General features: G+C 72.5%; 21 protein-coding genes and 1 pseudogene. 14 read left to right on the top strand and 8 right to left on the bottom strand.

Annotation, left to right across the window (positions count from 1 at the left end; translation table 11 throughout):
- Nucleotides 1–54: 54 nt before the first annotated feature.
- Complete coding sequence (locus tag OG948_RS50015) at nt 55–831, bottom strand: tryptophan 2,3-dioxygenase family protein (protein WP_331771711.1); 777 nt, start codon at nt 829–831, stop codon at nt 55–57.
- A gap of 209 nt (nt 832–1,040) precedes the next feature.
- Entirely contained in the window at nt 1,041–1,661 is a 621-nt protein-coding gene (locus OG948_RS50010; RefSeq protein ID WP_331771710.1) for a potassium channel family protein, read from the bottom strand.
- A 372-nt stretch (nt 1,662–2,033) separates the two neighbouring features.
- On the opposite strand from OG948_RS50010, the gene OG948_RS50005 reads away from it, so the two are divergent.
- The 4 genes from OG948_RS50005 to OG948_RS49990 all read left to right on the top strand — a co-directional run bounded on the left by OG948_RS50005 (nt 2,034) and on the right by OG948_RS49990 (nt 5,115).
- On the top strand, nt 2,034–2,489 hold the full coding sequence (locus OG948_RS50005) for a VOC family protein (protein ID WP_331771709.1): 456 nt from the start codon (nt 2,034–2,036) through the stop codon (nt 2,487–2,489).
- Between the two features lie 243 nt (nt 2,490–2,732).
- Nucleotides 2,733–3,059: a chaplin gene (locus OG948_RS50000; protein WP_331771708.1), complete on the top strand. Its 327-nt coding sequence runs from the start codon at nt 2,733–2,735 to the stop codon at nt 3,057–3,059.
- Nucleotides 3,060–3,384: 325 nt separating this feature from the next.
- On the top strand, nt 3,385–3,876 hold the full coding sequence (locus OG948_RS49995) for a pyridoxamine 5'-phosphate oxidase family protein (protein ID WP_331771707.1): 492 nt from the start codon (nt 3,385–3,387) through the stop codon (nt 3,874–3,876).
- 330 nt (nt 3,877–4,206) lie between these two features.
- Nucleotides 4,207–5,115: a universal stress protein gene (locus tag OG948_RS49990; protein ID WP_331771706.1), complete on the top strand. Its 909-nt coding sequence runs from the start codon at nt 4,207–4,209 to the stop codon at nt 5,113–5,115.
- Nucleotides 5,116–5,145: 30 nt separating this feature from the next.
- On the opposite strand, the gene OG948_RS49985 is transcribed toward OG948_RS49990, so the two are convergent.
- Nucleotides 5,146–6,219, bottom strand: a complete 1,074-nt coding sequence (locus OG948_RS49985; RefSeq protein WP_331771705.1) for an SRPBCC domain-containing protein — start codon at nt 6,217–6,219, stop codon at nt 5,146–5,148.
- 91 nt (nt 6,220–6,310) lie between these two features.
- Between OG948_RS49985 and OG948_RS49980 the strand changes: the two genes are divergently transcribed.
- Nucleotides 6,311–6,886 (top strand): TetR/AcrR family transcriptional regulator, encoded by a 576-nt coding sequence (locus OG948_RS49980; RefSeq protein WP_331771704.1) that lies wholly within the window; start codon nt 6,311–6,313, stop codon nt 6,884–6,886.
- Nucleotides 6,887–6,991: 105 nt separating this feature from the next.
- On the opposite strand, the gene OG948_RS49975 is transcribed toward OG948_RS49980, so the two are convergent.
- Complete coding sequence (locus OG948_RS49975; RefSeq protein WP_406300693.1) at nt 6,992–7,477, bottom strand: phosphotransferase family protein; 486 nt, start codon at nt 7,475–7,477, stop codon at nt 6,992–6,994.
- Nucleotides 7,478–7,862: 385 nt separating this feature from the next.
- On the opposite strand from OG948_RS49975, the pseudogene OG948_RS49970 reads away from it, so the two are divergent.
- The 5 genes and pseudogenes from OG948_RS49970 to OG948_RS49950 all read left to right on the top strand — a co-directional run.
- Nucleotides 7,863–8,030 (top strand): annotated as a pseudogene (locus OG948_RS49970) (ferritin-like domain-containing protein); the annotation flags it as partial.
- A 137-nt stretch (nt 8,031–8,167) separates the two neighbouring features.
- Nucleotides 8,168–9,073 carry a hypothetical protein gene (locus OG948_RS49965; RefSeq protein WP_406300953.1) on the top strand — a complete coding sequence of 302 codons (906 nt, stop codon included), beginning with the start codon at nt 8,168–8,170 and terminating at the stop codon, nt 9,071–9,073.
- On the top strand, nt 9,070–9,921 hold the full coding sequence (locus OG948_RS49960) for a hypothetical protein (protein ID WP_331771702.1): 852 nt from the start codon (nt 9,070–9,072) through the stop codon (nt 9,919–9,921). The genes OG948_RS49965 and OG948_RS49960 overlap by 4 nt, the downstream gene beginning before the upstream one ends.
- Nucleotides 9,918–11,336, top strand: a complete 1,419-nt coding sequence (locus OG948_RS49955) for a radical SAM/SPASM domain-containing protein (RefSeq protein ID WP_331771701.1) — start codon at nt 9,918–9,920, stop codon at nt 11,334–11,336. The genes OG948_RS49960 and OG948_RS49955 overlap by 4 nt, the downstream gene beginning before the upstream one ends.
- Nucleotides 11,333–12,769: an NAD(P)/FAD-dependent oxidoreductase gene (locus OG948_RS49950; RefSeq protein ID WP_331771700.1), complete on the top strand. Its 1,437-nt coding sequence runs from the start codon at nt 11,333–11,335 to the stop codon at nt 12,767–12,769. The genes OG948_RS49955 and OG948_RS49950 overlap by 4 nt, the downstream gene beginning before the upstream one ends.
- 171 nt (nt 12,770–12,940) lie before the next feature.
- Here the strand turns inward: OG948_RS49950 and OG948_RS49945 are convergent, their stop codons facing one another.
- On the bottom strand, nt 12,941–13,294 hold the full coding sequence (locus OG948_RS49945; protein WP_331771699.1) for a metalloregulator ArsR/SmtB family transcription factor: 354 nt from the start codon (nt 13,292–13,294) through the stop codon (nt 12,941–12,943).
- Nucleotides 13,291–13,737 carry an SRPBCC domain-containing protein gene (locus OG948_RS49940; RefSeq protein WP_331771698.1) on the bottom strand — a complete coding sequence of 149 codons (447 nt, stop codon included), beginning with the start codon at nt 13,735–13,737 and terminating at the stop codon, nt 13,291–13,293. The genes OG948_RS49945 and OG948_RS49940 overlap by 4 nt, the downstream gene beginning before the upstream one ends.
- A gap of 530 nt (nt 13,738–14,267) precedes the next feature.
- Between OG948_RS49940 and OG948_RS49935 the strand changes: the two genes are divergently transcribed.
- The 3 genes from OG948_RS49935 to OG948_RS49925 all read left to right on the top strand — a co-directional run bounded on the left by OG948_RS49935 (nt 14,268) and on the right by OG948_RS49925 (nt 17,856).
- Nucleotides 14,268–15,950 (top strand): LuxR family transcriptional regulator, encoded by a 1,683-nt coding sequence (locus OG948_RS49935; protein ID WP_331771697.1) that lies wholly within the window; start codon nt 14,268–14,270, stop codon nt 15,948–15,950.
- Between the two features lie 296 nt (nt 15,951–16,246).
- Complete coding sequence (locus OG948_RS49930) at nt 16,247–16,927, top strand: papain-like cysteine protease family protein (protein ID WP_331771696.1); 681 nt, start codon at nt 16,247–16,249, stop codon at nt 16,925–16,927.
- 5 nt (nt 16,928–16,932) lie between these two features.
- Nucleotides 16,933–17,856: a hypothetical protein gene (locus tag OG948_RS49925; RefSeq protein WP_331773561.1), complete on the top strand. Its 924-nt coding sequence runs from the start codon at nt 16,933–16,935 to the stop codon at nt 17,854–17,856.
- A 124-nt stretch (nt 17,857–17,980) separates the two neighbouring features.
- Here the strand turns inward: OG948_RS49925 and OG948_RS49920 are convergent, their stop codons facing one another.
- On the bottom strand, nt 17,981–18,937 hold the full coding sequence (locus tag OG948_RS49920) for a hypothetical protein (RefSeq protein ID WP_406300692.1): 957 nt from the start codon (nt 18,935–18,937) through the stop codon (nt 17,981–17,983).
- 185 nt (nt 18,938–19,122) lie between these two features.
- Nucleotides 19,123–19,710 carry a restriction endonuclease gene (locus tag OG948_RS49915; protein WP_331771694.1) on the bottom strand — a complete coding sequence of 196 codons (588 nt, stop codon included), beginning with the start codon at nt 19,708–19,710 and terminating at the stop codon, nt 19,123–19,125.
- Nucleotides 19,711–20,524: 814 nt separating this feature from the next.
- On the opposite strand from OG948_RS49915, the gene OG948_RS49910 reads away from it, so the two are divergent.
- Nucleotides 20,525–22,231, top strand: coding sequence for an ATP-binding SpoIIE family protein phosphatase (locus OG948_RS49910; protein ID WP_331771693.1), 1,707 nt, complete (start codon nt 20,525–20,527; stop codon nt 22,229–22,231).
- Nucleotides 22,232–22,295: the final 64 nt, after the last annotated feature.

Raw genomic sequence — 22,295 nt, 5'->3', positions numbered from 1 at the left:
GGGGCGGGCAGAGCGGGCTCGGGGCCGGCCCCGGGCTTCGCCGCGGGGTGCGGCTCAGGCCTGGGACCTGACCTCCCACAGGTCGGGGAAGACCGGCGAGAACAACGTCGCGCGCAGGTACTCGGCGCCGGCGGAGCCGCCCGTGCCGATCTTGGCACCGATGGTGCGCTCGACCATCTTCATGTGCCGGTAGCGCCATTCCTGGAGGCCCTCGTCGATGTCGACGAGGGCCTCGCAGACCTGTGTCGCGTGCGCGGTCTCGTCGAGGTACACGGCCTTGAGGACCTCCTGGACCTCCGGGTCCGGTCGCCACGCGACGCTCGTGTCCCGTTCCAGGACCCGCTCGGGGACCGCGTAGCCCAGGACGGCGAGGTGACGCAGCAGCGAGTCGAACACCGAAGGGCGGTGCGCGGCGGCCTTGAGCCGCTCTTCGTGACCGGTTTCGAAGGATCCGAACTCCCGGCGTCCGAGCACGGCTTCCAGTTCGCGGAACTGTGCCGACTGGAACCCGCTCGAGGTGCCGAGCGCGTCGCGGAAGGACGCGAACTGCCGGGGCGTCATGGTCTCGAGGACGTCGAGTTGGCCGACGACCGTCTTCAGGATCTTGGCGACCCGACGTGCCGTGTGCAGGGCGCCGGCGCCGTTGCCGCCCTCCAACTGGCGCTGGAGCAGCGCGACCTCGTGCAGGATCTGCTTGAACCACAGTTCGTAGACCTGGTGGATGACCACGAACAACATCTCGTCGTGCGCTTCGGTCCGCGGCTCCTGGCAGGACAGCAGCGTGTCCAGGCGCAGATAGCTTCCATACGTGACGACCGGGGCGTCGCTCATCGTCGTTTCCTCTCCTTGCGGGCTTTTCCACCGTTCCGACCAGCCGGAAACGACGGGCACCATCCTGTGCCGGTCGAGGCCTTTCGGGAATGGTCGACACACGGAAGCGGGCCGGGTGGATATGATGATCGCAAGGCGTTTTCATTGATGAGCTTATGGTCGTAAACCCTGATCGGACGGCTTCCCCGAGCCCGGTCGTCCGTGGTGCGCTACCCGCCGGGTGGAGGTGGGTCGGGAGGCAGGTCCGGGAGGTCGTCCCGGTCCGGGTCGAGGTCGGGAATGGCGTCGCCGTCCGATCCACCCGACTGCCTGCGCAGGCCGACCCGGACCGCGCCCAGGATGACTCGTGCGATCACGCCCAGCGCGACCAGGTCCACCAGCATCTGGATCGTCGTCACCACGCGCGCGGCCTCGGTCCGTGGCGCGATGTCGCCGAAGCCGACGGTGGCGAAGACGGTGACGGTGAAGTACAGCGCGTCGGTGCGGGACATCGGTTCGGTGAAGGAGTCCGCCTGATCCGAGTCGATCAGGAAGTAGGTCGCGGCGAAGAGCACCAACAGGAAAGGCAGCGAGACGGCAACGGCCTCGAAGGCACGCAGGCGCGGCCGCTCGGAGCGCGCGATGGCCTCGATCTGCCATGCCACGAGCACAACGAACGCGACGAGTCCGACGACGAGTCCGACGGCGGCCTCGATGTCGAGCCGACGATCCAGTGGGAGGAGGTAGTACACCACCAGCATCAGGGCCGACATCAGCGCGCCGCGGAGCAGCCCCCACAACATCATCCGCCGACCGGCGGAGTCCGTGCCGGCCGACAACATGTGCTTCATGGCGTGTCCGACGTCAAGATCCGCCTCCTCGGAGGTCAATGTAGCCGAGGACGCGACATATCAGGATGAATCATTCGGCGTGGCGCGTCGGTTCACACCCACGCGGGACTTGCCGCCCTCGCCGCACGCACGTTGCCGCCCGGACCACCGCGCGTGCGCCCGCGGTCCCGATGGTTGCCTCGGTCCGGCCCGGGCACTAACGTCGTTCGGGTGACTGCCGGGTCGGCCATGGGCCATACACGAGTAGGGCACCCGGCCTCGGCGTGAGTCCGAGGCGGGCCAGAGCCCCGCCTTCTCCTCTCCTTCTCTTCCCCTCCGGCGCCCGCGCGCGCCGAATCCCAGCGGAAATCGAGACCCGGAGAGGCTCCACGGATGTCGCACGACCGGAAGCAGGAACAGCAACAACAACAGCGGCAGGAACAGGACCGGGATCGACTTCCGGTGAACACCGTCCTGTTGAACCACACCGCCGTCTACGCCAAGGATCGCCGGCAGGCGGCCGAGTTTCTCGCCTCGATCTTGGGCCTGGAAGTCGGTACCCCGCTCGGGCCATTCCTGCCCGTCGACCTCGGCAACGGCGTGACGCTCGACTACTACGAGAAGAACGACGAACCGATCCAGTCCCAGCACTACGCGTTCCTGGTCCCCGACGACCGGTTCGACGCCATGATCGCGCGACTGGAGGCGCTCGGGGTCACCTACTACGCCGACCCCGGCCACTCCCGACCCGACGAGACCAACGACTGGTTCGGCGGGTGCGGCGCGTACTTCGAGGACCCGAACGGTCACAACATGGAGATCATGACCCGGCCGTACGTCCGTCCGTAGCCGGCAGCGGGGGCGGGCTTCGCACCCGCTCCCGGCTGTCCGTCGGCGCCGGACCGTCCGCTCCCCGGCCGCGCTCCGGTGCGCGACCGCGTTCGCGCTCCGGCCTTCGGCCGTCGGGCGCGAGGCCCGGGTTCACCGGATCGGATGAACTCACCCACTGGATGGTTGCCATCGTGGAGGTGCGTCGTTGAACTCGTCGTGCGTCGCAATCGGGTGGCGCGGGTGGGTGATACGGAGAATGCAGTGAACACGTTCAAGAAGACCGGTGTGATGGTCGCGGGCAGCGCCGCGCTGGTGATGGCCGGCGCCGGTGCGGCGAGCGCGGGCTCCGAGGCGAACGGCGCCGCGGTCGGCTCCCCCGGCGTCCTGTCGGGCAACAACGTCCAGGTGCCGGTGCACATCCCGGTGAACATTTGCGGGAACAGCCTCAACCTTGTCGGCTTCGTGAACCCCACGTTCGGGAACTTCTGCGCCAACATCGACGGCGACGACGACAGGCACGGTGGCGCGCACCACGAGTCGCCGCAGCACGAGGCTCCGCAGCACGGTGGTGGCGGCCACCAAGGCTGACCGCGCACGCTCACCGATCTCGGCCGCTCCTCCGCGTCCGACACCCGGGGCCCCGCGAGTGCACCTGCGCTCACGGGGCCCCGGCCTTTGCCCGGCGCCGGCCGTACGGCACGGTGGGTGCTCATGCGGTGACCGATGGTGCGCACATCGGGCGACCCGGTGGTCGCGGAAGGTCGGAGCGGGCCATCGGATCGGGACATCCGGCGCCGATCCCGGGGCCGCCCTGCGCGGTGCCCGTCGTCGGATCCGGAGGCTTCGGCACAATCGGCGGAATCAGGGCCGTTCGGCCCTGTTTCCGATGCTGCCCGGACTCCAGGGTTGAGCAATGAACGAACACGCCGGGACGCGACGTCCCCTCGGCCGCCGCGAGACGCTGGACCTGATGGCGAGTGCGCCCCTGGGGCGCGTCGTCGTCAGCGAGGGCGCGCTTCCCGCCGTCTACCTGGTGCCCTTCGCGCTGGACCGCGAGTACGTCGTGTTCCGGGCTCCGCTCGACTCGCGGCTGGCCAGGGCGGCGCGCGATTCCGTGGTCGCGTTCCAGGCCGACTACGTGGACCCGTCCGCTCGAACCGGCTGGACCGCGACGGTCACCGGTCAGGCCTCCCTGGTCCGCGACCCGTCGGCCGTCGCCCGCCTGGACGACCTGGTCCCGCCCATCGGCGCGCAGGACCAGGGGCAGGCGTGGTTCCGCATCACCACGGAACTGGTCACCGGACACCTCATCCAAGAACCCCCGGGCCCGCGTGCCCACGCGGAGGCCGACACGGCGCCGCGGTCGGCCCCGCCATCGCCTCCGCCGCCGCGGCGCGAAGCCTGACCCGTACGCCCCGTCCCCATCGCGACCCCACGCAGCCTGCCGGCAGCCGGCCGGCGTACGCCTGCGGAAACCGCATCACCCGCTCGGCGGCACCGACGCCTCCGCGACCCACCGGTGCCCTCGTGCCCCGCTCGCGCCGGCGCGCCGCCCGATGGATCGTGGCACTTGACGCACCCGGCGGACGACCACCCCGCCGCCGACCGCCGTCCGCAGGGCCCACCGGCTCACCCGAAACGGGACCTCCGGCCCTGTGTTCGCTCCCCTGGACACCCGAGACTGGCCCCAGGTCGGCCCACCCGGGCCCACCCGCGCGTACCGAAGGGATCCGCCGTGAACCAGGCTCCGACATCCACCGGTTCGGCCTCCGAACCCACCCCCTTGCACGGGCATGTCGTCGTCGGCTTCGACGGCTCGCCCGGTGCGGAACGCGCCGTCGACCTGGCCGCCGACGAGGCCGTCCGCCGGAACACCACCCTGGAAGTGCTGTACGCGCTCGAATGGGTCGAACTCGGCGGCGCCGACGACCGCTTCGGGCAGCAGTTGCGCGCGGACGCCCGCGACGTCGTCGACCGGGGCGCGGAACGCGCCCGCCTGCGCCGGCCCGGCCTGTCCGTCCTGGCCACCGTCGAACTCGCCAACGCCATCGACGCGTTGGAGGCCGCGAGCGACCGAGCCGCCCTGCTCGCCGTCGGCAGCCGGGGCCTCGGCGGCTTCGCCGGCCTGCTGATGGGCTCGGTCAGCCTCCCGGTATCCGCCACCACCCGCTGCCCGCTCCTGGTCGTGCACCCCGACCAGGACACGGCCGGCGGCGATACCCCGAAGCCCGTCCTGGTCGGCATCTCCGACGTCGACTGCGCCCCCGCCCTGGAGGCCGCCTTCCTCCAGGCGCAGGCCCGGGCACTCCCGCTGCACGCCCTGCACGCGTGGCGCTACCCGGCGATGGCGGCCGGCAGCGCGGGCTACGCCCCGGCCATGTACGACTGGCGCGAGGTCGCGCAGACCACCCTGACCGCCGCGCTGGAGCCCGTGCGCGCGAAGTACCCCGACGTCGTCGTGACCGAGGAGGTCGTGATCGACAGCCCCGCGCACGCCCTGACCAAGGCGAGCTCCGACGCCGAGCTGGTGGTACTGGCCGCCCATCGCAACACCGGCCGCTTCGGCCCCAACCTGGGTCGGGTCACCCACGCCGTGCTCCACCACGCCAAGGCCCCCATTCTGCTGGTGCCCGTCGGCAAGTAGCCCTTCCGTCGGCCGGCCCGCCCCCGGCGCTCAGCGGCTCGCGGCAAGGTGCTCCGCGCGCCGGGAGATGGCACGCAGCAGTTCCACGCGGATGAATCCGGCGCCGCCGACCCGGATGACCTGCCAGTAGGGCGCGAACCGGCGGCGCGCGGCGGGGTCGGTGGCCCGGACCCGGGTCTCCGCGGACAACACGGTGGCGTCGCCGTCGGGGTCGAGACGGATGCCCATCGCCGCCTTGACCCAGCCGGGATCGGCGAACGCGGTGAACGCTTCCGGGTCGCCGGCGGGGATCGGCGCGGTGACCGGGCGCAGGTGCCAGGGTTGGGTGACCTTGCCGAGGACCACCTCGTGTCCCTCCTCGAGGACCAGCACGGGAATCGGCCCGTCGCCCGAGAGCGGGCCGGCCGACGGCCGGGTGCGCCCGGCCGAGCGCAACCGGAACAGCACGCCGGTGATCGGGAGTTCCTGTGGAGTGAGCGACTCCAGCGCGGCCCAGACCTCGGCCGGACGGGCGGCGACGCGGCGGCGGTACGCGCTGTGGAAGTCGTGGGCGGGGAGCAGGCGGCCCAGCGCCGAGTCCGGTGCGGCGTCCGGGTTCACGGCGGCGGGATGCGTGCGATCGCGGCGGGCCCGCACGGCCACCGCGCGCAGCAGGTGGGCGTAGTGGTGCCGGTGGCGGACGGGATGGGCGAGGGTGCCGTCGCCGACGGCGCGTTCGAGGTTGTCGAGGGTGGCCTCGATCACCGCGTCGTGCATGGAGCGCACGGCCAAAAGCCAGGACAACCGGTCGGCGCCCCGTTGGCGCACGCGCAGGGTGTGGGTGACCACGGTGCCGCCGCCGGACGCCCGGGTGAGGGTGAAGCCGTGCTCGCCGCCGTGTTCGGGTGGAAAGGCGATCCACAGGCGACGGCCGGGCTCGGCGGCCTCGATCCGGCAGAGCATGCCGCGGTGATGGAACGGCGCGCCGCCGCGGATTCCCTCGGGTGCCCGAACGCTTCCCCATTCGTGCGGAAAGAGCCCGTCGTCCGGGCTGCCGATCCGTGCGAGCACTTCCCACACACGATCGGGGGACGCGGCGACGACGCGCCGATGGGTTTTGATCATCACGACTCTCCCGTTCTGGACGGTGCCGTACAGACGTAGACTATACGGCACCGTCCAGAACCGGTGGACATCGAGCCCAGCGAGGATTCCCATGCCGCGTACCGCCCGCCTGACCCGCGACGACTGGGCCGCCGCCGCGCTCGCCGCGCTCATCGAGGGGGGTCTGGCCGCGGTCGCGGTCGAGCCGGTCGCCGCCCGTCTGCGGGCGTCCAAGTCGAGCTTCTACTGGCTCTTCGAGAACCGGGACGCGCTGCTCGCCGCCGCGCTCGAGCGGTGGGAGCGGGTGCAGACCGAGGAGGTCACCCCCCGCCTGGCCGAGATCCCCGACCCGGCCGAGAGACTGCGGGTGCTCGTCCACCACGCGTTCGCGTCCACCGACGGCGGCACGCTCGCCCTTCTGCTGCTGATCGAGTCCGGCCACCCCGCCGTGCGCGAGGTGGCCGAACGCGTCACGCACAAACGCCTGGCGGTCATCCGGGAAGCCCTCGTCGAACTCGGTCGATCCCCCGAGCAGGCCCGGCACACCGCCGCCGCGGCCTACGCCGTCTACCTCGGCACGGCGGCGCTGCGGCGCGTCGACGCGGCTCCCGACGACGACGCGCACACCTACATCGACACCGTCATGGCCGCGTTCGGCGTGTCACCGCGCACCGCGGACGAACGGTAGCCACCCGCCGCCCGCCGGCAATGGCCGAGGACCCGTCCGGCGAGGTCGAGGGGTGCTCACCACTCGACCTTCGTCGCCGATGCCGAGGTCGACGCCGCGGGTGGGTCAGGCGAGTTCCGCCCACGGGCTCGGCGGTCCCGAGGCGAAGAAGCGCAGGAGGCCGAACAGTCGACCGGCCGGAGGCGCGGTCCAGTGGCGTCGACCCGGTTGTGGTGTGCGATCCGGCACGCGGTACAGGGCCCAGGTGAGGTGCACCCGGAGTACCCGGGCCTCCCAGGACCGCGAGCCGGAGCCCGCCGGCGCCTGCTCGCCCGTCTCCCGCCGGTATCCGTCCAGCATCGCCGCGACTCCGGTCAACGGAATCTTGGCGAACTCCGTCGCCGGGTCCGCCCATTGGGCGTCGCCCCAGTCCACGATGCCGGTCAGGGCCGCCGGTCGCGCACGCACGAGCAGGTTCTGGGCGGCGATGTCCCCGTGGACCAGGACACGGGGTGGGTCCGGCGGCAGGTGTGCCGACAGCCGCTCGAACCAGCCGGTGAGCCAGTCGGCCGTCTCGGCGTCGATCCAGCCGCCGGTGCGCAGCCGGCGCACCAGTACCCGGGGGTGGCTGCCCCACCCGTCGCACCAACGAGTGATCGAGGCTGGGCTGTTCGAGTGACTTGCGACCGAATGGGTGGTTGTCCGCCGGATCGGCGGTGGGAGGCTGAGCCACCAGGGGCGGCGGTCCGTGCCGGATCGACGAAAGCCCTTCCGTGGCAGCCCGATCGAGAGCTGGTGGAAGCCCGTGGGGTCGAGGGTCAACAGGCATCTGGGTTCCGTACTGCCGGAGCTCTTCACGGCGGAACCACCCGCCACGATCGCTCTGTCGGTGGCCGGGGCACTGCCCCTCGGCGAACGCGCGGACGGCGGCGTCGAGTACGCACGGGGTGGACAACCGGTGCTGCCACCCGAGTTCAACTGGCGCGACTACACCGTCATGCTGCTGCACACGGCCGCCGAGATCGAGCACTCGCTCATGGTCCAGTACCTGTTCGCGGCCTACTCCCTCGGCGGGCCCGACGTGCCGACGAACCTGCGTGAACCGGTGCGGCGTTGGCAGGAGATCATCCTGGGCATCGCGAAGGAGGAGATGGGCCACCTCGTCACCGCGACACGGGCCCCGTCTTCGACCACCAACCGGTCACCCTCGACGGCGAATGCGAGCACTTCTGGCCGGGCAAACGGCTGCCCCTGGGCACCGTGCGGTACATCCGGCCGAACGCGTCCCACCCCGGTATCCGATTGCGTTTCACCCCGGCGGCCGGCCACGTGTACGGATCCGGCGACACACTCACCCCCACCCGGCCGGACGAGAACATCCGCGAGATCCTCTACGACGCGCGCGCGGGCGGTTGGCAGGGGTACGTCGACCGGCCCGGCCCCAGGCTGACCGTGCCGGCCGAGATCTACGCCGGTCGGCAAGCCCCGGACGGCAGTTGGGTCAGCCTCGGCTACCTCGACGACGAGTGCGACGGCCTCGTGTACGTGGACCTGGCCCTGCCCGACCGCCACCTCTCCGCCTACGCCCGGATCGGCGCCGGGCCGCCCACGTACGCGCCCGACAGCTTCCCGGTCCGCACCGTCGCCGACGAACTCGAACAGGCCATGTTCGGCCCACGCCCGCGGCCCGGCGAGGGCACCATGGAGCACGCGGAGGAGGTCGTCCGCCGGGCCGCGGAATCGGTGCGCCTGATGAACACGGCCGTGATGAACGGCAATACCACCGACGGCCGGATCGACGCGGCGAGCACGATGGTGCGCCAGGACACCGCCGACACCGGCCGCCTGTTCGAGCCGATCATGGCGCCGTCCCTGGTGGACCGCACCGCGCTGTTGCACCTGCACCAGAACGTGCTGACCGCGCTGCGCGCCGGCACCGCGCCGTGGTTCGCCGACGTGTTGCGCGACCACGACGAGATCGGCGACCTCTCCGCGAAGGGGCGCCGCAAGATGCCGGCGCTGATGCGCGGGGCGGACAGCCGGGCACTGGCGCTGACCCGCCGTCAGGTGGCCCTGCTGCGGCAGGTCGCGCAACGAGACATCTTCGCCCCGGACGAACCACCGCCCGCAGAGGGTGGGATCGGCGGCGTCGCCGGATCCGGCGACGCCGACGCCACACCCCGGCACGAGCGACAGGAGCAGGAATGAGCAGCGGCTCGGAGTACATCGACCCGATGAACCTCTCCGCCCAGTTGCGCTACCAGGCCGTGGGCAATCCGCCCAGCACACTGCCGGATTCGGCCAGCTCCAATTCCGCGCCGGGGTTGGAGTTCGACATCCGGAACCTGTGGCGGCGGCTGTTCGAGGGCATCGAACTGCACGAGGCGGACAACTACGTGACCGGCGCCGACGCCGAGCACCGGGAGCTGATCGGCCACCGCCTGTTGAAGGTGGCCGGCGCACCCGTGATCACGTCGCTGATCGGTCCGCAGCGACCGGGCGCCAAGCCCACGCTGTTGACCACCGGCGCCAATCCGGACGGTGTGACCATGCTGGAGTGGTCCAACTCCCTGGCCGACGTGCTGGATCGCCATGCCGGGTCGCCCGTGGAGTGCGTCTTCACCGCGGCCGAGGCCCCCAACCCCGTGGGCCTTCCCGCGGACCCGATCGACCCGAGCCGGGTCAAGATCGTGTTCCTGACCGTACGGCCGCTGTTCGCCAAGCACCCGGAGTCCGGTGCCCGACTTCCGGTGATCGAGGAATCCATGGTGGAACCGGGCGAGTTGACCTGGGGCCTGTGCTCGCCGTGGCAGAACGACTACCGCGAATGCGCGTGCTACTACTGGGCCGCCAGCCGCCCGGACTACGTCAACGTCGAAGAGGACGAACGCGGCGTCAGCACCGGCAACCACTGGTTCGCCCTGCGCCGCGAACCGAGGGAATACGTCCTGGACGACCGCGACGACAGCCGACTGCTCTCCTACACCGACCTGTTCCGCGACTGGCAGGGCACCCTGCGCTTCATCGTCGGCGGCAACGACTACGAGCCCCGGTGACCCCGGGCACCGGCGCGGGTCCGCGGACCACCGAATCCCCGGGCGGCTGCGCTCCGACCGGTCGGGCCGAGCGCCTCTTCGAACTGTCCGCGCCCGTACACCCCGACATCCACCTTCTGGAGACCTCCGCCGGCCGGCACGTGCTGCTGGTCAACGGGAACCGCATGTTCACCGTCGGCCCCGAGACACACCGCCGACTCGATCTGGCCCGACGCTCCGCCGACCCCACCGCGCTGCGCGAACTCCTGGACGGACTGGACCTGTCGGCACCGCCGTTCGTCGACGACACCCCGCTGGAGGCACCCCCGGTCCGGGCTCTGTCGCTGGCCGTGGCACAAAAATGCAATCTCGGCTGCACCTACTGCTACGCGCAGCAGGGCAGTTTCGGCGGGCTCGCCAAGAACATGCCCGCGCACACCGCCCTGGCCGCCGTGGATCTGCTCTTTCGCGACGCCGCGCCCGGCGAGCGGGTGAACCTGTCCTTCCTCGGCGGCGAGCCGCTGATGAACCGGCCGGTCATCCACGCCGCCACCGAACGGGCCGTGGAGTTGTCGGCGCGCGAGGGCGTACCGGTCACCTTCTCCATCACCACCAACGGCACCATGGTCACCCCCGACGACGGCGCGTTCTTCGAGCGGCACGGATTCGCGGTCACCGTCAGCCTCGACGGCGAACAGGAGACACACGACCTGCTGCGGCCCTACCAAAGCGGGCGGGGCAGCTTCGCGAAGGTGCTCGCCAACGTGACGCCGCTGCTGGCCGCACAACGCGCGATGCAGGTGTCCGCGCGGGTGACCGTCACCCCGAACAACCTCGACCTCAAGGCCACCCTGGACGCCTTCGTCGACCTCGGGTTCCACGGTGTCGGCTTCTCGCCGCTGCTCAACTCCCCCACCGGGAAAGGCGAGATGGCCACCGCCGACCTGGAGGTGATGCTCGACCGCATGGTCGCGTGCGGGGCCGAGTTCGAGCGCCGGGTCGCCGCCGGTGAGCGCTACCCGTTCACCAACCTGGTCAACTCGCTGCGCGAGATCCACAAGGGCACCCACCGGCCCTACCCGTGCGGTGCCGGCGCCGGCTACCTCGGCGTCTCCGCCGACGGTGAACTCGCCGCGTGCCACCGCTTCGTGGGCGACGACGAGGGCGCGATGGGCGACCTCACCCGGGGCATCGACCCCGCTCGTCGGCTGCAATGGTTGTCCGACCGACACGTGCACCGCCAGCAGCCGTGCCGGGACTGCTGGGCGCGCTACATGTGCGCCGGCGGCTGCCACCACGAGGTGATCGAACGCGGCCGACCGGCCTGCGGTTACATCCGGGGCTGGCTGCACTACTGTCTGGGCGCCTACGCCCGACTGCTCGCCGCACGACCGGACTGGTTCGGCGCCGTACCGGCCGCCCGAGGGCGCACGTGAACGACGCCACCCTCGACACCGAGGTCTGCGTCGTGGGCGGCGGGCCGGCGGGAGCGGTGTGTGCCAAGCGGCTGGCCGAACTCGGCCACGACGTCCTGGTCGTCGAGCGCGACGTGTTCCCGCGCCCGCACGTGGGCGAGGCGCTCACCCCCGCCGTGTGGCCGCTGCTCGACGCCCTCGGACTGCGCGACGCGGTCGAGGCGGCAGGTTTCCCGCAGCCCCTCGAGGCCCGGGTGCGCTGGATCGACGCGCGGGAGAACCGGGTCCTGCTGCGGCCCGACGCACCCGGACTGACGGTCGACCGGGGGCACTTCGACCACCTGCTGCTGGACGCGGCCCGGACCGCCGGCGCGCGCGTGTTGCAACCCGCCCGGGCCGGCCGACCCAGGCGGACCGCGCCGGGGTGGGAGATCCCGCTCACCGACGCCGGACTGCCGGGACGCCGCGCCGAACGCGTTCGGGCCCGGTTCGTGGTCGACGCCGGCGGCCGCGCCTCCGCGTCGGGTGGGCGCAAGGTGCCCACCGGTGCCCGCACCCTGGCGCTGCACGCCACCTGGCGGGCGGCACCGCCGGTCGACCCGCACCCACGCGTGGAGGCCGGACCCGACGGCTGGTTCTGGGGCGCGCCGCTGCCCGACGGCACGTTCCGCGCGATGGCCTTCATCGACCCCGACCTGCTGCGCCGACGCGCGGTGCGGCGGGCCGGGCTGGGCCGCTTCTACCGCGACCTGCTGGCCGCGTCGACCCTGGCGGCACACCTCGCGGACGCCCGCCTCACCGACGGGGTCGCGGTGTGCGACGCGGGCAGCTACGCCGATCCGCTGCCGGTCGCCGAGGACCTGATCAGGCTCGGCGAGGCCGCCTTCGCGATCGATCCGCTGTCCTCCTGCGGTGTGGACACCGCGGTGCAGACCGCGATGGCCGGCGCCGTCACCGTGCACACCCTGTTGTCCGCAGACGGCGATCGCGCGGCGGCGCTCGCGTTCTACCGGGACAACCAGCAGCGCGCCGTGGACCGGCACGCCACCTGGGCGGCCAACCACTACCACGACCACCGCACGCATCGCGACCGCCCGTTCTGGCAGCGCCGTGCGCGCCCCACGGACTCGATCCCGGCCCCGCGATCCGGCCCCGACCTGGTCGAACTCCTCCCCCGCCGGGTCCGGTTGAGCCCGGACGCCACGCTGGTGGACACGCCGTGCGTGGTCGGCGATCGGGTGGAGAATCGTCGCGCGCTGGTCCACCCCGACCTGCCGCGTCCGGCGGTCTACGTGCGCGACGTCGAACTCGCCCCGCTGCTCGACGTCCTGTCCGGCCCGGACCGGGGCTGCCTGGCGGACGTCGTCCGGACCTGGAGCCGACACCTCCCGAGCGACCACGCCCGCGCGGTCGCCGCCTGGCTGTACCGCAAGGGGCTCCTACAGTTCGACTGACGACGTCGATCCCGCATCCGGGTCACCACACACACCGCACCACACGCACCGCACCGCTGGAAGCCGGACGCGCACGATGCCGAACAAGCGACACGGCACAGCACATCGGCGGCGGCATTGTCCGCCCCCGTGGTGGACAATGCCGCCGCCGACGTCGCGTGCGGGGACGGGCTATCCCTCGTCCCGTTCCGCCGCCTCGGCGATCCGCTTGATGGTCGCCAGGCGCAGATCCCAGTCGGCCGCGAGCGAGGCCATCCAGCGCGCCGTCGCGTCCAACGCCTCGGGCCGCACCGTGTACCGCACCTCGCGGCCCACTCGGCCGCCGGAGACCAGCCCGGCCGCGTCCAGCACGGCCAAGTGCTTGACCACCGCCTGCCGCGAGACGGGCAGTCGTTCGGCGAGCGTGGTCGCGGTGGCCTCACCCCGCGCCGCGAGCAGGTCGAGCAACAGGCGGCGCGTCGGATCGGCCAGCGCGGCCAGGACGCTGTCCACCGCCCGGTCGCCGCCGTGGCTTTCCTCGGTCACGCGGATGGCTGTTCGGCGCGCGACTTGAGGGCGTCGAGTTCCTGGGGCCAGCCGTCGCTGTTGTCCCGCAGCGCCTTGCCCCGCAGTTCCTCGGAACCACCCAGGGACGCGAACCCGCTCTCGACCACGCGCAGCCGCGTCTTGTCGCCCTCCGTGCTCAGGGTGAACTCCACGAGGGTGCTGTTGTCCTCGCGCAATTCCTCGCCGGGAAAGGCACTGGCCCACCGGTACGCCAGATACGTCGGCGGCCGGACCTTCTCCACCCGCACCGGGAAGTCGCCGTACTCGGAGTTCTTCGCCACCATCGACTCGCCCTCCCTGGCCACGGTCCCGGGCAGACTCGCCTTGTCCGCCACCCAGAACCCGGGCTCGGCCACCAGCGCCCAGACCCGCTCCAGGGAGGCCTCGATCAGGGTCTCGCGCTCGATCCGGTCCTCGCTCATGGGGTACTCCTCCATCGTCGATCACCATCATGCAATGCAACCCCAGAGTTGCACATTGCCGCACGAGACGCAACCCATGGATTGCACATGCCATGCGCGGAGACGACGCCGATGCCGAGGCGGCGCCGGCGGAGGCGGGGCGGCCGACGTGGGGTAGCGGGCATGGGGTGGCGGGCGCGGGGCGGCCGGCGCGGGGGGTGGGAGGCGGGGCCGGCCGGCGGCGGGGTGGGGCAGCCGGCGCCGGGGCCGGTACGGGCCGGCGGGTGCGCGGCAGCCGGCACGACGGTCGGTACGCGCCGGCGGGTGCGCGGGAGCCGGCACGGGGACCAGCGCGGAACCGGCGCGGGCCGTCGTGCGCGAACCGGCTCGATCCGGACCACCGTTGCCGAGCCGGTTGGGGTGCCGCATCGAGCCGATCGCGCGAACTCCCGCCTCTCGCCTCGCTCTTCGGCCGTCATCGGTGAGACCTGCATCGGCCCCGCGTAGACTCGGTGGACCCGCATCCGGATTCGGCATGGGGAGGACGGCTCTTGGCGCACACCGATCCCACGCGGCACGATCTGCTGGTGCTGGCCCGCCGCCGACTCGCCCAGGGCGGTGTCGTCCTGCACGGGCCGGCCGGCATCGGGAAGACGTTCGTGCTGCGTTCGCTGCTCCCCACCGCCGCCCGTGGCATCCCCATACTCCACACTGAACCGACGTCCGCCGAAGCGGAGTTGGCCTTCTCCTCGCTCGCCGACCTGCTGGATTCGGTCGCGGACGGGGTGATCGAGGCATTGCCCTGTCCGCAACGGTCCGCGGTTCGCATCGTGTTGTGCCGCGAACCGCCCGGGCCCGACGGCCCCGACCCGCTCGCGTTGCGGCTGGGCGTGCTCGCCGTGTTGCGCGCGTTGTCCGCCGCCACTCCGGTCCACGTCGCGATCGACGGTGCGCAGTGGATGGACGCGGCCGGCGCCGAAGTGCTCGCGTTCGCCGCCCGACGCCTGGATCCGACCCGGGTACGCGTAATCGTCGCCGAGACCACCGACCCACCCGCCGGCCCGATCCACGGGACGCGGTTCTGCCCCGGCACACCCTCCGAACTCGAACTCCCGCCGCTCGGCCTGTCGGAGACCCGCGACCTCCTGGCCCACCACGACATCGACCACGATCTCGACGACGACCACGACCCGGATCGACCCCCCGACCGGTCCCTGCCGCACTGGCTGAGCAGGCAGGTGTACGAGGCGAGCGCCGGCAACCCGATGTACGCGCTCGAACTCGCCGGAGCGGTACGCAGGTCGGCCCGATTCCCGGACCGCGACCAGCCGTTGCCGGTGCCCGATCGGCTGCGCCGGCTGCTGATCGCCCGGCTGGAGGGCCTGGCTCCCGAGGCCCGCCGGCTGCTCCTGCTCGCCGGCGCCGCCGCCCGCCCCACGGTCGGGCTGCTGCGCATCGCCGTCGGGCTCTCCTACGACGCCCGCGACGCGCGGGTCGCCGCCGCGGATCGGGCGGCCGAGGACCTGGTCCGGCGTACCCTCGCCGACGCGACCTCCGCCGGCATCCTCGACCCCCACCGGGACGACGGCCGACTCCGGTTCACCCAGCCGCTGTTCGCCGCCGCGCTGTACGCGGACGGCTCGCCGGAGCAGCGTCGGGCCGCGCACGCGGCGCTCGCCGCGTTGTCGGGTGAGCCGATCGATCGGGCCCGGCGCCTGGCGCCGGCCGCGCCCGGGCCGAACGAACGGGTCGCGGCGACCTTGATGTCCGCCGCCGAACAGGCCCGTCGACGCGGCATGCCCGAGGACGCCGCGGCCCTGGCCCGGCTGGCCGTCGCCCGGACCCCCGACGAACACGCCGACCGCCGCTGCGAACGTTGCCTCGACGGCGCCGGGCACGCGTACGCGGCGGCCGACTTCGAACTCGCCCGGCTCACCCGGGTGGACGATCCGGAGTCGGCAGACGGCCCGCTCCACACACCGTCGCGGGCGCTGACCCCCGCCGAGCACCGCGTCGCGGAGTTGGTCGGCGACGGCGCGACCAACCGCGAGATCGCCGGCCGCCTGTTCCTGTCCGCCAAGACGGTCGAGTCGACACTGACCCGGGTGTATCGCAAACTCGGCATCCGCTCCCGCGCGGAACTGATCAGGCTCTCCCTCGCCCCCTCCGAGGAGCCGGACTCGACCGGCCGGGGCACGCCGAAGCACCTGCCGGCACTGCGCGTCACGCCCTGAACCACCCCGGCGAGGGTCACCACCGAGGGGGACACGGGGGAACCCCCTGCTTTCGGGTCGGGGGGTTCCGGGCCGCACCCGCTGTGGATCAGCGTTGCGGGTGTTCCTCCTCCGCCGACCGGTGAGGGTCTTCCTCGACATCCCGGACGTCGGTGCGTGCGCCCGCCATGTCGCCCGTTCCGCCGTCCCGGTTGTCCGACACCGCGTGTCCCGTTCCACGCGCGGTGTGCCCTCGCCGGTCGCGTCCCCCTCGATCTCCGCCCGGTGTCCCGCATGCCGGGCGAGAAGGAGACCCGATGATTCCGCGGAATCGCGGTACGTCCCGGAGCACCGAGGCCGTATCCGCCTCCCCACCTCGGCGTTGGCGGGCCGTCTGCGCGGGCCTGACCGCCGCGGTGTGCCTCGCGGCGGCGCCGGCCGGTACCGCGTCGGCGACCCCCGCGAAGCCCTCCGTCGCCGCGCCCCTGAGCGCCCCGGCGGACTCGCACACCGCCTACGGCTCGGCACAGTTGCCCTTCACCGAGCTGACCCAGGTACAGAACCAGTGGTGCTGGGCCGCCACCGGCCTGTCCGTGGCCCGCTACCTCGGTCGCGGCCGGAGCACCAGTCAGAACAACTTCTGCGACTACGCCCGTGGGTTGCCCGCCGGCTACCCGTGTCCCAACCGGCCCGCCGAACTCACCGACATCCAAAGGGCGTGGGCCGCTCTGGGGATGAGCCGCGGTCGGCTCGCCGGGACGTTGCCCCTGGCCACGGTGGCCTCCTCGATCGACGCCGACTCGCCGATCGTGGTCGGCATCTACTGGACCTGGGGCGGCGGCCACGCCAACGTCCTGTACGGCTACGACACGGACAACGGCACGGTGATGTACGCGGACCCGTGGCCGAGCAGCCCGCGTTACGGCGAGATGGACTACGACTCCTACGTCTCCAACCACCAATTCCAGTGGGCCGAGTCCGTGTACGGAGAGGCGTGAGCGCGATGACCGACGACAACCGCAGGCCGCGCGAGGCGAGTTCCGTCCTCGGCTCTGCTCCCGTGCGCTCCCGCACGCGCCGTCGCGGTGGCGCGCTCGCCGCCGTCGGCATCGGCACGGTGTTGTTCCTGACCCCGATCGTGGGGAGTGCGTCGGCCGCCGACGGCGGCGCGGCGGTCGTCGCCGACGCACCGACCGACGCCGACCGAGTTCTGGCCCGGCAGACGTTGAGCACACCGGCGACCACGAACCGGCTGGCCGCGTTCTTCGTCCACCTCGACCAGCGCACCGCGGCCCCCTCGGGCGGGGTGGTGCAGTCGCGGGTCGCCCCGGAGGCCGCCGCCGCGCAGGCCCCGCGCCTCGTCGGCGACCCGGTCCCGGTGTACTCGCTCGGCGCGGACTTCGTCCGGGGGAAGACGTCGGCCCCGGTGGCCGACTTCGCCTGTCTGGCGACCGAGGCCCGCTCGGCCGCCGGAGTCGAGGCGACGGTGTGGACGGTCCGCGATCGCGCCACGCACGAGTGGCGGGTGAGCAACGTGCTCTCCGGCACCGACGAGATCGGCTACTCCCGCCGGGCGGGCGGAGACACGGTGTTCACCGAACCCCAGATCGCCGCGTGGTACCACGTGCGCGACGGCCGCGTATTGCCCCTGAACCCGGCCGCGCGGGACTCGGTCGGCGAAAACGGTGTCACCGTGGCCGCCTACCGCCGACTCGTGCACGACCGGTACGCGGACAAGCTCCCCGGTTCGGACTACCAACGGTCCGGCAAGATCGGCGGCTTCACCTCGAACCCCGTCTCGGCTCCGGCCGCACACGAGGACGGCTACTCCGCCTCGGACCTCGCCCTCCCGGCAAGCGCCGCCGGCGTACTCGTCCTCGGCGTCGGCACCTTCGTGATCCGTCGCCGCCGCCCGGCGACCACCTGACCAACCCCTCGCACTCCGCCGAGTGCACCGACCGCCGCCCCGCGATCGCGGGGCGGCGGTCGACGACCGTCCCCGTCGGGCACGCATCATCCCGCGGAGCCAGGCAAACCCGAGATCCCCGGTTCTAGCCGCGTGGGCGCGCGCGCATCGCGCGGGCGTGGGCCTGTTCGAAGTAGACGCGGCCTCCGCCGTAGGCCCATGGCAGGTGCGAGCCCTGATGGGCGGTTGCCTCGAAGCGCACGCCCAGTTCGGCCCAGCGTTGGGCCTTGTCCAGGGCGTAGGCGAGCGCGCTGTGGTCGGACAGGGCGCTCGGATGGCGCGGCGAGGCGTCGACGGGGTAGCGGTCCAGGGCCGTGTCCAGGTCCGTCTGCTGTGCGGCGGCGAGCCAGAAGGCGGTGTCCTCGGTGTCGCCGGTCCAATTCATCCGCAGCGCGTACTCGATGTGCGCCTCGACGACCAACACCACCAGCGGTGAGCCTTCCGGCGCCTCGGCCGCGGCCTTGCGGGCGAAGGCGTACATGTCGTCGTGCGATCCGTGCCATTTCTCGCACAGGTACTGCAATGCCGCGTCGTGCCCCGCGCGGTGTTGCGGGTCGCGCTCGCACAGCGCCTGCCAGCGGGCCTCGAACACGTCCCGGGGAACGCCGAGTCCACGGCACACGCGCAGCCAGGACACCCATGGGGTGGGATCGTCCCGGGCGGCCTCGGTCGCGAGCAGGCACGCGCGGTCCGCCTCGATCAGCAATTCCCGGAAGTCGGCGAACCGTTGGCCACTGGTGAGACTGGCTCGCGCCGCACCGCGTGCGTCCCAGGCCGTGCGCACCATCGCCGCGGCCGTGACCACCAGCCGGTCCGCCGACTCGGGTTGCTCCGCCCGCCACGTCCGCAGCCACTCGGGCCGCGCGGCGGCGACCTCGCCCAGCGCGGTCACCGCGACCGCGCGCCGCGCCCAGTCCGGTCCTATTCGACTCAGCAATTCCGCCGCGGGCACGAAGTCACCGCCGAGGGTGAGGTTTTGCCCGATCTCGCGAATCTCGACATCGTCGAGCGCGGCATCGGTCACGAGCACGGGCGTGGGCAAGCGCGAAGACGTGAAACGACCCCAAAGCGACATGGTCCACGATCCTAGGGCCTTGCCTTCGCGCCGTCCCGGGTCCCCGGGTGAGCACCCGCCGAGGCGTCGGCGGGTCGACCGGCGAGTCGGGTCGGGTCGAACCCCTCGGCCCGGCCCGCGCGGCCGGCCACCGGGCAGCCGGCCGATCCGCGCTATTGCTTCGAGGGTCGGCGCGGTCGCGCGCGGCCGGAGCGTTTGATGTCCAGGGCCAGGAAGGAACTCAACGGCGTGCCGTTCTGCCAGAACCCCAGCAGGTCGCGGTCGATCAGGGTCAGCGCGTGCTTCGCGGCGAACTCGCGGGCCGGCGTGGTGAAAACGGTCGCGGTCACGATCACCGGCACGTCCGCGCCGTGTTCGAGGCGGGCGGTGCCGTTGAAACGTTGCACGTCGCCGCTGCCGACGGATCGATGCGTCGCGTACCGCTTGCACTGGATCACCAGCCGGCGGCCGTCCGGCAGTCGGCCCACCACGTCGGCACCCAAGTCCCCGCCGCCGCCCACCCGGGCCACCTCGGTACAACCGTCACGCCGACACAGGGCCGCGACGTGGTCCTCGAACCCGGTCCCGCTCATCGCGTCCACCGACGTCAACGACCTCTCCCGGTCCAGCCTTTGCTCGTCGGCCACCCGCGCCCGTTCGCCGTCGCGCTCGCGGCGTCCGGCCTTGACCACCGCGGCTGCCACCACGCCCAGCGCCACCACCGACAACACGAGCGCCGCCACGATCAGCCCCGTACCCACCCCGTCACCCCCGTCCGCCCGATCGCCACGCCCGAACCGTTTCCCACCCCGCGCCGCGCCATCGATTCCCTTCCGCGACGGCCCGACCCGAACGGACCATCCGGCCAGTGTGGGAAACCCGCTCCGGGCCCGGCAACCCGAACACCGATTCCGGCCCGAAATCGCCCCTGGAACGCACCGATCGGCCACCGCCACAGAGCCCGTTTCGTGACTCGAACTCGCCCATATGGCAGCCGTGTTACCCGACCGGCAGGTGGGTTCCGGCGAGCCGACCACCGCCTTCGCGGCGCGTGCGAGGGCCCTGGGCCCTGTCCGGCGGATCCTGATGGGTCCGCGCCGCCCGGCACCGCGCCTGGCCACACCGGGGAAACAGCCGAATGCAACCACCGTGCGGCTGCTTCGCCGGCACGCCGACGCACGGCATCCGCCCTTCGGGCTCCTCGCCGCGCTCACGACGCGGCCCGATCCACCAGGATCCGCCGGACAGGGCCCGGCCGTCGCATCCGCCGCACCCCGACGCGCCGGGCCCGACGCCTCGACGGCCCCCACGCCGAGCCCGATGGGCCGGATCCGGACCGGCCGGTGATCGCCGCGCAGGTCACGGAACGACTCGAGCGCGCCCTCGACGTCGATCGATTCCATGCAATCGCAAGTCGGCGCGGGTACAGTCGCAACCCACGCGTCGGCCGACCGAATCACTTGTGGGGTGGGTTCGGGGGTACGGCGGGCGGCAGAGTCACATGCGACGATCCGGTGCCGACGGAAAGAGGTGCGGGTGAGCGGGAGAGTGGATGGCGGGCGCGGCCGGAGACACGTGCGTCGACGCAGCGCGGCGCCGGCCGCGGGCAGTCGCACCCGCGCCACCCGCGATCAGCTCAACTGGCTCAACGAGGCGGGTCTGCGGATCGGTACCACGCTGGATCTGAAGACCACCGCACAGGAGTTCGCCGACTTCGCCGTCCCCCGATTGGCCGATGGTGCCGCGGTGGATCTCCTGGAATCGGTGATCCAGGGCGAGGAGGGACTCCGCCCCAGCGGCCGGGGCCGACCGGTCCGGCGGGCGATGGCCGTGGCGGCGATAGACCGAGTCGCCGATCTGGAACCCGACGCGGTGGGCGAGTTGTCCACGTCCTCCCCGGACCGGGACTCGCGCTTCACCCGAGCCCTGGCCGACGGCCGGCCGCTGCTGATCTCCAGCTTCGGGCCGGACGACTACGAGGAGTTGGCGCCCACCCCCAGCGCCGCCGCCAAGCTGCGCCAGGCGGGCGTGCACACCTACATGATGGTGCCGCTGATCGCCCGCGGCGTGCTCCTGGGCTCGGCCGACTTCATCCGCGCGGGCGGCCGGCCCGGCTTCTCCGAGGCCGACCTCGCGCTGGCCCTGCAACTGGCCTCCAAGGCCGCGGTGGACGTGGACAACGCGCGGCTGTACAGCCGCGAGCGCGAGCACGTGGCCCGACTCCAGCGCAACCTGCTCCCCCGGGTCACCCCGCGCACCCCCGGTCTGGCGGCGACCTCCCGGTACATCCCGACCGCCGACCCGCTCGGCGTCGGCGGCGACTGGTACGACGTGGCCCCGCTGCCGGGCGGGCGCACCGCCCTCGTGGTCGGCGACGTGATGAGCCACGGCCTGTCCGCCGCGGCCACCACCGGCGTGCTGCGCGCCGTCGCCCGCACCCTGATGGCCCTGGACCTGACGCCGGAGCGCATGCTCGCCCGGCTGGACCTGGCCGCCCGCGACCTGGAGGACGACCAGGTCGCCACCTGCCTGTGCGCCGTCTACGATCCGGCCGAGTCGACCTACACCCTGGTCAGCGCCGGACACCCGCCACCCCTGCTGGTCGCCCCGGACGGCAAGGCGTCCTTCGTGGACGTGCCGATCGGCGCGCCGATCGGCTCCGGGGTGATCCCGTACGACCCACTGCGGCTGACCGTCCCGCCGGGCAGTCGGCTGGTGCTCTACACCGACGGGCTGGTCAAGTCGCGCACCGAGGACATCGACGTACAACTGGCCCGGCTGCGGACCCGGGCCGCCTCGATGAGCCCGACCGAGCTGGACTCGGGCGCGCTCGGCGACCTCGTCACCGGCGGCGGCGCCCGCTTCGACGAGGCCGTCGTCCTCGTCGCGGCAACCCAACCGCCGCTCCTGGGCACGGACTTGTACACGTGGGACCTGCCCGGCAACGGCTCGGCGGCGGGTGTGGCCCGCAAACTGGTCCGGGAGCGGCTCGCGGCCTGGCAGCTCGAGGACCTCTCGGACGTCACCGAGCTGGTGGTCAGCGAACTGGTCGGGAACGCCCTGCGCTACGGGATCGCCCCGGGCCAACTACGCCTGCTGCGCCACGACCGGCTGGTGGTGGAGGTGTCCGACACCGGGCCCGACCTGCCGCAGATCCAGCACTCCTCGCTCAGCGACGAGGGCGGCCGGGGCCTGCAACTGATCAACATGCTCTGCCGCGGCTGGGGTTCGTGCCGGACCCCGGAGGGCAAGATCGTCTGGGCCGAGCAGGACATCCCCTAGAAGGTCGATGAAAATCTTGGGACCGGTTCCGTCGCGTCAGTGGCGGAACGGGTCGCGTTTCGGG

This window comes from Embleya sp. NBC_00888 (assembly GCF_045207655.1).
Lineage (GTDB): Bacteria > Actinomycetota > Actinomycetes > Streptomycetales > Streptomycetaceae > Embleya.
The sequence above is the reverse complement of the archived record's forward strand: the minus strand, read 5'-3'. Positions and strand labels throughout refer to the sequence as shown.